This is a genomic window from Polaromonas sp. P1_G2, from assembly GCF_056405515.1.
Genome location: NZ_JBFUBY010000151.1, coordinates 1 through 10,178 on the forward strand (window position 1 = coordinate 1; position 10,178 = coordinate 10,178).

A 10,178-nucleotide genomic window follows, 5' to 3' on the forward strand; every position below is an offset into this window, starting at 1 on the left:
CACAAAGCCCAGCGAAGCGGTCCTGGCTAGGCGCGCCGCCGCAGACAGTGCACCAGCACGGCAAGGCGGCGCAACAACGCCAGGAGGGTTTTGTGAGCGACTCAGCGGGTACCGCCGGAGGGGCTGATGCTCTCCTCGTCCACCGAGGCCGTGCCCTTGACCTTCAGGTCGGCGTCAAACACCACCGTGAAGATGCGCGCCGTCGATGGCGGGGCCAGGTAGCGCCAGTCGTAATGGGTTTCCTGCTTGAGCGCATAGGGCGTGACCTTCATGGGCTTGCCGAGCATCTTGCGCACCTGCTCCATGCGCATGCCGGGCAGCACCTTCTCAAAGTTCTGCGGCGTGAGCACCTGCCTGAGCGCACTCATCTTGCCGTCGGCGCCTATCGTGATCATGTAATTGACCTGGCCCTGCGGCTGGCGGTTGTATTCAAAGGTGCGGGCGCCCGGCGCCGCGGCCGCGCCGGGCAGGGGCGTGTCGGCCATGTCAGCCGCGGTCCAGATTTTTTCGGGCTCGCCGAAGCGGGCGCGCACGTCGGCTTCGGTGGCCACGCCCTCCTCGAGTTCGGCGATGCGCTGCGGGTCGCAGCCCACCAGGCCCAGGACAAATGACAGCAGACCCATACAGGCAAACATCCTTCTTGATGAAAAGGCGGGGGAACCGCCCTTTTGGGCCGGTAACAAGGGCGAAAAGGACGGAAACAAGGAAGGCATGGCAGACCCCGGTAAAATCAGCCCACTATACGTTTCAGGCAGTTTAGACCCCATGGCCCTCCTCAACATCTTCCGTCGCTCCGACTACACCTCCGACACGACGCAATTCATCGACCAGCTCAAGGCCCAAAAGCCCACGCTGGAGGCCGAACAGCGCGCCGGGCGCGCCCTGTTGTGGGACAAGAACCTGAACCGGACCGAGCAGGCCGAATACGGCGAAGCCCGCGTACCCCAGCAGCCCTACGTCTACGGCACCAGCAGCCACCCCAACGGCAAATAAGGGCGCCACAGCCCTTCGCGACGACCGCAGCCGCTGCTTTTTTCATGTCCCAGCCCCATTTCCCTCCCGCTCCCCAGGAACTGCCGCCGGCCGCCGGCCAGGCGCAGCCTGAGGCGCCAGGCACGGACATGCCCGCGGTGATAGACCAGGTCGCGCTGGCCCGCCTGTATGGCGAGCCGCTGTTCGCCATGCCGCACGACCTGTACATCCCGCCGGATGCACTGCAGGTTTTCCTCGAGGCCTTCGAGGGCCCGCTGGACTTGCTGCTCTACCTGATCCGCAAGCAGAACTTCAACATCCTCGACATCCCGATGGCGGCGGTCACACGCCAGTACCTGACCTACGTCGACGAGATTCGCGCCACCAACCTCGAGCTGGCGGCCGAATACCTGCTGATGGCGGCCATGCTGATCGAGATCAAGTCGCGCATGCTGCTGCCGCCCAAAAAAGTGGCCGAGGGCCAGGAACCTGAAGATCCACGCGCCGAGTTGGTGCGCCGCCTGCTCGAGTACGAGCAGATCAAGCTGGCCGCCCACAAGCTCAACGAAGTGCCGCAGTTCGGCCGCGACTTCCTGCGCGCCCAGGTCTATGTCGAGCAGTCGCTGCAGCCGCGCTTTCCCGACGTCAACGTGGTCGACCTGCAGGAAGCCTGGCGCGACATCGTCAAGCGCGCCCGCCTGATCCAGCACCACGTGATCAGCCGCGAAGAACTCTCGGTGCGAGAACACATGAGTATCGTGCTGCGCAAGCTGCAGGGCCGCAAGTTCCTGGAGTTCGAAGAGCTGTTCGACGCCGCGCGCGGCATGCCGGTGCTGGTCGTGACCTTTATCGCGCTGCTGGAGCTCTCCAAGGAAGGCCTGCTCGAAGTCACGCAGGCCGAGGCCTTCGCGCCCATCTATGTGCGCCTGGCGTACACGCCGGCTTAGGCCCCAACCCTTCATCCTTCAATGACACGCTTGCCGGCCCCGCCGCAGCACGCCTTTGACGTCCTCATCATCGGCAGCGGCCTGGCCGGCCTGGCCGCCGCGCTGCTGCTGGCCCCGGGACGGCGCGTGGCGGTGGTCACCAAACGCGAACTCAATGACGGCTCCAGCGCCTGGGCCCAGGGCGGCATGGCCGCCGTGCTGGCTGTAGGCGACACGCTGGCGCAGCACGTAGCAGACACCCTGGTCGCCGGCGCCGGCCTGTGCGACCTGCCGGCCACGCAGGCCGTGGTGCAGGGCGCGCCCGGGGCCATCGCCTGGCTGCGTAAATTGGGTGTGGCGTTTTCTGAAGACGGCGAGCACCCAGGCGAGCTGCACCTGACCCGCGAAGGCGGCCACAGCCAGCGCCGCATCGTGCACGCGGCCGACGCCACCGGCGCTGCCGTGCAGCGCACGCTGATAGAGCGGGTGCGCGCCACGCCGGGCATCACGCTGTTTGAGCACCACATGCTGGTCGACCTCATCACCGACCGCCAACTCAAGCGGTCCGGCAAACGCTGCCACGGCGCCTATGTGCTCGACACGGCCGGCGGCCAGGTGCTGACCTTCGGCGCTGGCCAGACGATTCTGGCGACGGGCGGCGCGGGCAAGGTCTACCTTTATTCAACCAACCCCGACACCGCCACCGGCGACGGCATTGCCGCCGCCTGGCGCGCGGGCTGCCGAGTGGGCAATATGGAGTTCATCCAGTTCCACCCGACCTGCCTCTACCACCCCGAGGCCAAATCCTTTTTGATCACCGAAGCCGTGCGCGGCGAAGGCGGCAAGCTGCTGCTGCCGCCCTCGGCCGGCGGCGGGCGCTTCATGCCGGCGCATGACGAACGTGCCGAACTCGCGCCGCGCGACGTGGTGGCGCGCGCCATCGACTTCGAAATGAAAAAGCACGGCCTGGACTGCGTCTACCTGGACATCTCGCACCAGAGCCCGGCGTTTTTACAGGAACATTTCCCCAACATCCTCAAGCGCTGCCTCGAACTCGGCATAGACATCACGCGCCAGCCGATTCCGGTGGTGCCGGCCGCGCATTACACCTGCGGTGGCGTATTGACCGACCTGCAAGGCCGCAGCGATGTGGCGGGCCTGTATGCGATCGGCGAGACCGCCTGCACCGGCCTGCACGGCGCCAACCGGCTCGCCAGCAACTCGCTGGTCGAATGTGTGGTGCTGGCGCGCGCCGCGGCGACCGCGATTGAAGCCGAAGCCACCGCCGAAACGCCGGCCCTGCCCGCCTGGGACGAAAGCCAGGTCACCGACGCCGACGAGGCCGTGGTGATCTCGCACAACTGGGACGAGCTGCGCCGCTTCATGTGGAATTACGTGGGCATTGTGCGCACCACCAAACGGCTGGAGCGCGCGGCGCACCGCATCGCGCTGCTGGATGCCGAGATCCAGGAGTTCTACGCCAACTTCCGCGTCACGCGCGACCTGCTGGAATTGCGCAACCTGGTGCAGGTGGCCGACCTGATCGTGCGCTCGGCCCATGGCCGGCACGAAAGCCGCGGCCTGCACTTCAGCCGCGATTACCCCGGCATCGCTGAACAGGCCATCCCCACCGTACTGGTGCCGCCCGGAAGCTGATCCTTCCCGATTTTTTATCACTTCCCAATCTGGAACTTACATGCCTCACCTGATCGTTGAATACTCCAGCAACCTGGCCGGCTTCCCCAAGGCCGAAGTGCTGAAGGCCCTGAACCAGGCACTCACCGCCAGCCCTGAAATCCAGGACGAGTCCGACCTGAAAACCCGCCTGGTGGCGCTGGACGATTTTGAGATCGGCAACACGCCGGCCTCACGCGCCTTTGTGCACGCGCAACTGCGCCTGCTGTCGGGCCGCACGCCTGAAGCCAAAAAAGACCYGGGTGCGCGCATCGCCGAAGTGCTGCGCCGCCTGAGCCCCCGGCCCGCCGGCTTGATGGTGCAACTGAGCGTGGAGATGGTGGACATGGACCGCGCGTCCTACGTCAAGGAAAAGCTTTAAGGCAAGCCGGGTTCAGGCCAGGGTCGCGTCTATCCAGCCCCTGAGGCTGTTCACAAAGGCCCAGGCCTCTACCCTTGCCAATTCGTCGACCCGCACGACGGCTTCGCTGAGCCGGCCTTCCTGCAAGGCCAGCGCGCGGCCCACGCCCGGCAGCAGCCCGCAGGCCAGCGGCGGCGTGACCCAGCGGCCGTTCACCCGCATCGCGATGTTGCCGCGTGTGCATTCGGTGATCTCGCCCCGCGCATTCCACAGCACGCAGTCGAACACGTCCGGCGCGGCCGGCGTGAAAGCGTCGTAGTGGGCGCGGTGCGTGGTTTTGAAGCGCACAAACTCACCGTCAGCCGCGTCCAGCGGACGCTCGGCCAGCTGCAAGCGCACCTGGGCCGGCGACGCTTCCATGGCATAGGCCTGGGCGCTGAATTTTCCGTCGGCGTTGAGCAGCAGGCGCACACGCCAGAGGCCTTGCGGGTGCGCCTGTGCCAGATCCTGAAGGCAGGCGTGGGCCTGCGCCGCCTCCCATAGGCGGCCAAAGTGGGCCGCGGAAACCGCCATGCGCGCCAGATGGTGATCCCTGTTGCGTAACCGGCCCGCTTCGAGGGCCAAGGTTTCGAGGACGTCAAAAGGCATGCTGGCACGCTCCAGGAAGGCCCGCTTGTGGCGCCACTCCTGCCATTCACCTTCGGCTACGGAACCCGAGGTGATGCCGCTGCCGATGCCGCAGCGCGCTTCTAGGCCACGCAGGCTCACGGTGCGGATGGGCACGTTGAAAGTCGCCGCACCGCCCGGCCGCAGCACACCGATGGCACCGCAGTACACCCCGCGCGGCCCGCGTTCGAGTTCACGGATCGCCCGCATGGCCCGCACCTTGGGCGCTCCCGTGACCGAACCGCAGGGGAACAGTGCGGCAAACACATCGGCCAGGCTGCAGCCGGCCCGCGTGCGCGCCTCCACGTCCGAAGTCATCTGCCACACCGCCGGCAGGGCCTCGGTGTGAAACAGGCGCGGCACACGCACGCTGAAAGGCTCGGCGATGCGCGACAGGTCGTTGCGCAGCAGGTCGACGATCATCACGTTTTCCGCGCGCTCCTTGGCCGAGTTGCGCAGGGCCTCAGCCTGCGCGGCATCGTCCGCGGGATTGATGCCGCGCGGCGCCGTGCCTTTCATGGGCCGGGCCAGCAGCAGGCCTTCACGCCAGTCAAAAAACAGTTCGGGCGAGACTGACAGCAATTGCTCCTCGCCCATGTCGAGAAACGCCGCATAGCCGCCGGGCTGGGCGCGTTGCAAGGCCTGGAACAGGGCGAGCGCACTGCCGGCATCGCCCTTCAGCGCAGCCCGCATCTGCGCCGTGAAATTGACCTGGTAATACTCGCCGGCGGCAATCGCGCGCTGCAGTTCGGCCAGGGCGGCGTCGAAGGCCGGGCGCGCCATCGCCTCTTGCCATTGCAGCTGCGGCGAAGCCTGTTGTGTCGGCTGCGGCCAGGGCAGCGCCTGCTCATGCACCGCGAACCAGGCCAGCGGCCCGTCGGCCGGGTGCACCACCAGCGCGGCATCAAAAGCGGGGGCGGCCTCGTAGCGCAGGTAGCCCACACACCAGGCGCCGCGCTGCGCCGCCGCCTGCGCGGCATCGAGCACCGCGCGCACCTCTTCGGGCCGATGTGCCACCAGTACTTCGCGCGGCGCGCCGAAGGCCTGCCGCAGGCGCGGCCCGTCGGACTGCTGGGGATCGGCGAAATCGATAAGGGCGGAGAGGCTGCCGGTCACGTCAGATCAGGCCGCGCCTATGTGCGGCACCAGCCCCGCCACCGGCCGCCCCGCCTTGAGGGCTTCGGTAAAGGCCAGCATGCGGTCAATCGGCAAACGGGCGCGTTGGCCCAGCGCCGCATCGACGGTGATTTCATTCGTGCCGGTCTCCAGCACCTGCGCCAGCCCGGCCAGGCCGTTCATGGCCATCCAGGGGCAGTGCGCGCAGCTTTTGCAGGTGGCGCTGTTGCCGGCGGTGGGCGCTTCGATAAAGGTCTTGCCGGGGTTCAGCGTGCGCAGCTTGTGCAGCATGCCGTTGTCGGTCGCGACGATAAATTCTTTGGCATCCATCTCGCGCGCGGCTTTCAGGATGCCGGAGGTGGAACCCACAGCATCGGCCAGCGCCACCACGTCGGCGGGCGACTCGGGGTGCACCAGCACGCGCGCGCCGGGGTGTTCGGCTTTCAGGGCCTGCAGCTCGAAAGCCTTGAACTCGTCGTGCACGATGCAAGCGCCGTTCCAGAACACCATGTCGGCGCCAGTCTCGCGCTGGATGTAGCCGCCCAGGTGCCGATCCGGCGCCCAGAGGATTTTCTGGCCTTGCGCTTTGAGCGCGCGCACGATGTCGAGCGCGCAGCTGGAGGTGACGACCCAGTCGGCGCGCGCCTTCACGGCGGCGCTGGTGTTGGCGTAGACCACCACGGTGCGGTCCGGATGGGCATCGCAGAAGGCGCCGAATTCGTCGACCGGGCAGCCCAGGTCCAGCGAGCAGGTGGCGTCGAGGTCGGGCATGAGCACGCGTTTTTCGGGCGACAGGATTTTGGCCGTCTCGCCCATGAAGCGCACGCCGGAAACCACCAGGGTTTGCGCCGCATGGTCGCGGCCGAAGCGCGCCATTTCGAGCGAGTCCGACACCAGGCCGCCGGTTTCTTCAGCCAGGTCCTGCAGGTCGGGGTGCACGTAGTAGTGCGACACCATGACGGCGTTGCGCGCCTTCAGCAGCTCGCGGATGCGGCTTTTAAGCGCCGCGCGCTCAGCCTGCGTCGGCTCGGCCGGCACGCGGGCCCAGGCCTGGTGCGTGCTGCAGGCGCCCGCCGCTTCAGGCTGCTCGTAGTCGACGCGAATCGGCAGGGTTGCTTGCATGCTCAGGCCGCCTGTGCGTCAAAGCGCATCGAAAAATCAATTGCACGGACATCTTTGGTCAGCGTGCCGATGGAAATCCGGTCCACGCCGGTTTCGGCCAGGACGCGCAGGCCGTCCAGCGTGACACCGCCGGAAATCTCCAGCACGGCGCGGCCGGCGTTGATGCGCACAGCCTCTTTCAGGTCGGGCAGGCTCATGTTGTCCAGCAGCACCATGCGCGCGCCGGCATTCAGGGCCTGGGCCAGCTCGTCGAGGTTCTCGACCTCGATCTGCACAAAATCGGCCTGCGAAGCGACCTCGGCCGCGCGCGCCAGCACCTGGGCAATGCCGCCGGCCGCCGCGATGTGGTTTTCCTTGATGAGCACGGCGTCGTATAAGCCCACGCGGTGATTGGTGCCGCCGCCGGTGACCACGGCGTACTTCTGGGCCAAGCGCAGGCCCGGCAGGGTTTTTCGCGTGTCCACGATGACGGCCTTCGTGCCTTTGACGATGTCGGCGTAAACCGCTGTTTTACTCGCGACGGCGCTTAACAGCTGTAAAAAATTCAGCGCCGTGCGTTCGGCCGACAACAGGGCCCGGGCCTGGCCGCGCACCTCGAACACCACCTGTCCGGCTTCGCAGCGCTCGCCGTCCTTCACATGCCAGGTCAGCTGGGCCTGCGGGTCCAGCTGCCGCACCGTGGCCTCAACCCAGGCGGCGCCGCAGACGACGGCGCTTTCGCGCGCCAGCACCTGCGCGCGGGCCTGGCGGGTTGGGTCTATCAAGCCAGCCGTCAGGTCGCCCGCGCCTATGTCTTCCGCGAGGGCACGGGCCGCGTCGGCCTGGGCCAGGGCGGCCAGCGCTTCGGCCGTGAAATCAAATGACTTTTTCATAAGCAATCTAAGATTGGAAGCACGCCATACCGTGCACTAAACTATTAAATAGAGCCGAAAACTGTCGCAAATGTTACAGCGGCCAGCCAGGCGCCTGTATACCGCGATCCGCGCCCATCCGCCCCACAGTGGCGCTTTGCCTCTTGCCCCATTTTCATCGACGCCCACCATGTTCAGAACCCTGCTCAAATCCAAGATCCACCGCGCCGCGGTGACGCATTGCGAACTCAACTACGAAGGCTCCTGCGCCATCGACGAAGACCTGCTGGACGCCGCCAACCTGGCCGAGAACGAGCAGGTCCACATCTGGAACATCAACAACGGCGAGCGTTTCATCACGTATGCGATACGCGCCGAACGCGGCAGCCGCATCATCTCGGTCAACGGCTCGGCCGCGCGCCGCGCCGCCGTGGGCGACCTGGTCATCATTGCCGCCTTTGCCCAGGTGCATGAGGAACACGTCGCGGGCTTCAGCCCCAAGCTGGTCTTCGTGAACCCGGACAACCGCATCAAGGAAGAGCGCTCCACCATCCCGGTGCAGCAACCCTGAGCCCTTGCGGCCCGGCGATGCCCGAGGCCGCGATCTTTTCCCCCTCATCACAAGGCCTCATGGACAACGCAGCGATGATCCGGCGCAGCCTGCGCCATGTGTGGCACCCGTGCACGCAGATGAAGCTGCACGAGACCCAGCCGCCCGTGCCCATCGCGCGTGCCGAAGGCGTGTGGCTTTACGACTTTGAAGGCAGGCGCTACCTGGACGGCGTCAGTTCCTGGTGGGTCAACCTGTTCGGCCACGGCCATCCGCACATCAAGGCGGCGCTGCGCGACCAGCTCGACACGCTGGACCACGTGATGCTGGCCGGCTTCACCCACGCGCCGGTGGTGGAACTCTCCGAGCGCCTGGGCGCGCTGACGGGCCTGGGCCATGCCTTCTACGGCAGCGACGGCGCCAGCGCCACCGAAATCGCGCTCAAGATGAGCGCGCACTACTGGCGCAACAGCGGCCGACCCGAAAAAAGCCGCTTCATAGGCCTGGCCGGCGGTTACCACGGCGAAACCGTGGGTGCGCTGGCGGTCACCGACATCGCGATATTCCGCGAAGCCTATGCGCCGCTGGTGCGCCTGGCCGCCACCGTGCCCAGCCCCGACGCGCGCGGCGCCCAGGCCGGCGAAAACGCGGCGGACGTGGCACGCCGCGCCGCCGCCAGCTTGCAGGCCTGGCTGGAACAGCACCACGCGGAAACCGCCGCCCTCATCGTCGAGCCCCTGGTGCAGTGTGCCGCCGGCATGGCCATGTACGACGCGGCCTACCTGCGCGAAGCCCGCGCGCTGTGCGACCGCTACGAGGTGCATCTGATCGCCGACGAAATCGCCACCGGCTTCGGCCGCACCGGCACCATGTTCGCGCACCAGCAGGCCGGCATACGGCCGGACTTCATTTGCCTGTCCAAAGGGCTGACCGGCGGCACGCTGCCGCTGTCGGCCGTGCTGACCACCGACACGGTCTACGAAGCCTTTTATGACGACGAGGTGGCGCGCGGATTTCTGCATTCGCATTCCTACACCGGCAACCCGCTGGCCTGCCGCGCCGCGCTGGCCACGCTGGAGCTGTTCGAGCAGACCGACGTGCTGGCGCGCAACGCCGAACTGGCCCAGGCGCTGGACGCGGCCTTCGCGCCGCTCACGCAACACAAAGCCGTCCGGCATGCGCGCCGGCTCGGCATGATCTGGGCCTGGGACGTGGAGCCCGGCAGCCTTCCCCACTTCGCGCGCCGCTACACCCAGCACGCGATGGCGAACGGCGTGCTGCTGCGACCCATAGGCCAGACGATTTACGCCATGCCGCCCTATGTGATGGATGCGGAACCCGCCCAGCACCTGGCGCGCGGCGCGCTGGCGGCGCTGGCGGCCACGCTGGCCGAAGAAGGCGCCCATGGCTGAAGCCGCGCGCAGGCCGATCTCGTTGTTCGTGACCGGCACCGACACCGGCGTGGGCAAGACCCTGGCCAGCGCCGCGCTGCTGCATGCGCTGGCCCGCCACCATGTGCGTGCCGTCGGCATGAAACCCGTGGCGGCGGGCACGGTGCTGCTCAATGGAGAGGACGTCAACGAAGATGTGGTCGCGCTGCGCGCCGCCTCGACCTGCCGCGTACCGCCCGAACTCGACAACCCGGTGCTGTTGCCCGACCCGGTGTCACCGCACATCGCCGCTAGCCGTGCCGGCCGGCCCATCCGCATCGCCGAGCTGGTGGACTGCCATCGCCGGCTCGCGCAGCTGGCCGACGCCGTGGTGGTGGAAGGCGCGGGCGGTTTCCAGGTGCCGCTGTCGGACAGTGAAACCGGCGCCGACCTGGCCCAGGCTCTGGGCCTGCCCGTGGTGCTGGTGGTGGGCCTGCGGCTCGGTTGCCTGAACCATGCGCTGCTGACCGCCGATGCCATACGCGCGCGCGGCCTCACGCTGGCGGGCTG

Annotated in this window: 11 protein-coding genes; 7 read left to right on the forward strand and 4 right to left on the reverse strand. The window is 67.3% G+C overall.

Annotated features, from left to right (window positions below):
* Positions 1-101 precede the first annotated feature (101 nt).
* Positions 102-623 carry an outer membrane protein assembly factor BamE domain-containing protein gene (gene bamE, locus AC1D0P_RS15765; protein WP_477677606.1) on the reverse strand — a complete coding sequence of 174 codons (522 nt, stop codon included), beginning with the start codon at positions 621-623 and terminating at the stop codon, positions 102-104.
* Positions 624-765: 142 nt separating this feature from the next.
* On the opposite strand from bamE, the gene AC1D0P_RS15770 reads away from it, so the two are divergent.
* The 4 genes from AC1D0P_RS15770 to AC1D0P_RS15785 are packed head-to-tail and all read left to right on the forward strand — an operon-like array spanning position 766 to position 3,954.
* Positions 766-993 carry a DUF3460 family protein gene (locus tag AC1D0P_RS15770; protein WP_477677607.1) on the forward strand — a complete coding sequence of 76 codons (228 nt, stop codon included), beginning with the start codon at positions 766-768 and terminating at the stop codon, positions 991-993.
* 44 nt (positions 994-1,037) lie between these two features.
* The gene (locus tag AC1D0P_RS15775; protein ID WP_477677608.1) at positions 1,038-1,919 is read left to right on the forward strand and encodes a segregation and condensation protein A; all 882 of its coding nucleotides are present in this window, start codon (positions 1,038-1,040) and stop codon (positions 1,917-1,919) included.
* 21 nt (positions 1,920-1,940) lie between these two features.
* Positions 1,941-3,554, forward strand: a complete 1,614-nt coding sequence (nadB, locus tag AC1D0P_RS15780) for an L-aspartate oxidase (protein ID WP_477677609.1) — start codon at positions 1,941-1,943, stop codon at positions 3,552-3,554.
* Between the two features lie 40 nt (positions 3,555-3,594).
* Positions 3,595-3,954 (forward strand): 5-carboxymethyl-2-hydroxymuconate Delta-isomerase, encoded by a 360-nt coding sequence (locus AC1D0P_RS15785; RefSeq protein WP_477677610.1) that lies wholly within the window; start codon positions 3,595-3,597, stop codon positions 3,952-3,954.
* A 12-nt stretch (positions 3,955-3,966) separates the two neighbouring features.
* On the opposite strand, the gene pabB is transcribed toward AC1D0P_RS15785, so the two are convergent.
* From pabB to nadC, 3 genes are read right to left on the reverse strand one after another with little or no spacing between them, the layout of a single operon-like run.
* On the reverse strand, positions 3,967-5,715 hold the full coding sequence (gene pabB, locus AC1D0P_RS15790) for an aminodeoxychorismate synthase component I (protein ID WP_477677611.1): 1,749 nt from the start codon (positions 5,713-5,715) through the stop codon (positions 3,967-3,969).
* A 6-nt stretch (positions 5,716-5,721) separates the two neighbouring features.
* Complete coding sequence (gene nadA / locus AC1D0P_RS15795; protein WP_477677612.1) at positions 5,722-6,837, reverse strand: quinolinate synthase NadA; 1,116 nt, start codon at positions 6,835-6,837, stop codon at positions 5,722-5,724.
* 2 nt (positions 6,838-6,839) lie between these two features.
* Positions 6,840-7,709, reverse strand: a complete 870-nt coding sequence (gene nadC, locus AC1D0P_RS15800) for a carboxylating nicotinate-nucleotide diphosphorylase (protein WP_477677613.1) — start codon at positions 7,707-7,709, stop codon at positions 6,840-6,842.
* Positions 7,710-7,878: 169 nt separating this feature from the next.
* Between nadC and panD the strand changes: the two genes are divergently transcribed.
* From panD to bioD, 3 genes are all read left to right on the forward strand, one after another.
* Positions 7,879-8,259, forward strand: coding sequence for an aspartate 1-decarboxylase (panD, locus tag AC1D0P_RS15805; RefSeq protein WP_007867856.1), 381 nt, complete (start codon positions 7,879-7,881; stop codon positions 8,257-8,259).
* 59 nt (positions 8,260-8,318) lie between these two features.
* Positions 8,319-9,650 carry an adenosylmethionine--8-amino-7-oxononanoate transaminase gene (locus AC1D0P_RS15810; RefSeq protein ID WP_477677614.1) on the forward strand — a complete coding sequence of 444 codons (1,332 nt, stop codon included), beginning with the start codon at positions 8,319-8,321 and terminating at the stop codon, positions 9,648-9,650.
* Positions 9,643-10,178: dethiobiotin synthase (bioD, locus tag AC1D0P_RS15815; RefSeq protein ID WP_477677615.1), on the forward strand; the 536-nt coding region annotated here is incomplete at its 3' end. The genes AC1D0P_RS15810 and bioD, both read left to right, overlap by 8 nt.

Excerpts from the sequence above, each read along its gene's own strand:
- bamE (WP_477677606.1), bottom strand. The coding sequence starts at position 623 with ATGGGTCTGCTGTCATTTGTCCTGGGCCTGGTGGGCTGCGACCCGCAG.
- AC1D0P_RS15770 (WP_477677607.1), top strand. The coding sequence starts at position 766 with ATGGCCCTCCTCAACATCTTCCGTCGCTCCGACTACACCTCCGACACG.
- AC1D0P_RS15775 (WP_477677608.1), top strand. The coding sequence starts at position 1,038 with ATGTCCCAGCCCCATTTCCCTCCCGCTCCCCAGGAACTGCCGCCGGCC.
- nadB (WP_477677609.1), top strand. The coding sequence starts at position 1,941 with ATGACACGCTTGCCGGCCCCGCCGCAGCACGCCTTTGACGTCCTCATC.
- nadA (WP_477677612.1), bottom strand. The coding sequence starts at position 6,837 with ATGCAAGCAACCCTGCCGATTCGCGTCGACTACGAGCAGCCTGAAGCG.
- nadC (WP_477677613.1), bottom strand. The coding sequence starts at position 7,709 with ATGAAAAAGTCATTTGATTTCACGGCCGAAGCGCTGGCCGCCCTGGCC.
- panD (WP_007867856.1), top strand. The coding sequence starts at position 7,879 with ATGTTCAGAACCCTGCTCAAATCCAAGATCCACCGCGCCGCGGTGACG.
- AC1D0P_RS15810 (WP_477677614.1), top strand. The coding sequence starts at position 8,319 with ATGGACAACGCAGCGATGATCCGGCGCAGCCTGCGCCATGTGTGGCAC.